Origin of the sequence: Haloferax sp. KTX1 (assembly GCF_902410085.1) — an archaeon.
Taxonomy (GTDB): domain Archaea; phylum Halobacteriota; class Halobacteria; order Halobacteriales; family Haloferacaceae; genus Haloferax; species Haloferax massiliensis.
Genome location: NZ_CABPRH010000288.1, coordinates 1 through 409, shown reverse-complemented (window position 1 = coordinate 409; position 409 = coordinate 1). Strand labels below are relative to the sequence as shown.

General features: G+C 57.7%; 1 protein-coding gene. It reads right to left on the bottom strand.

Annotation, left to right across the window (positions count from 1 at the left end):
- Positions 1-147: 147 nt before the first annotated feature.
- Positions 148-409, bottom strand: a 262-nt coding sequence (locus tag FY251_RS22935; protein ID WP_222847922.1) for a hypothetical protein, incomplete at its 5' end; no start/stop codon positions are given.

Genomic DNA, 409 nt, shown 5'->3' with positions numbered 1-409 from the left:
CTCTACTACGGGACCCATGACTGCGCTCCTGAGTGGGTCGAACCGCTAGAGCAATCCTAGTCTGACGGTGGGGGACTCTCACCTAATTTTGTGGGCCTCTGGCAGGTGAGAGGCGTTCCGGAGAGAGCGTCTTGACCACCAACTATGTCATATAAACACGCGATCCAGACCAAGTTGAAGGGCTATGTCGTCATGAGCCAGAGTGGGCCAGACAGCCTCAGCTTTGGCACGTACACACGCAACCATCCAGAATACCTGAAAGAGCGCACTGAGGCGCATCAGTCTCCAGCAGCCGGCGTCGTCGTCAACGTCAAGCGAGCGCGTCATGTCGCTCGCGAATACCACGGCTGGGACCTCCCAAGCGAAGACGAGCTCCGTCAACAAGCGATGGAGGGCGAGAGATGATCTC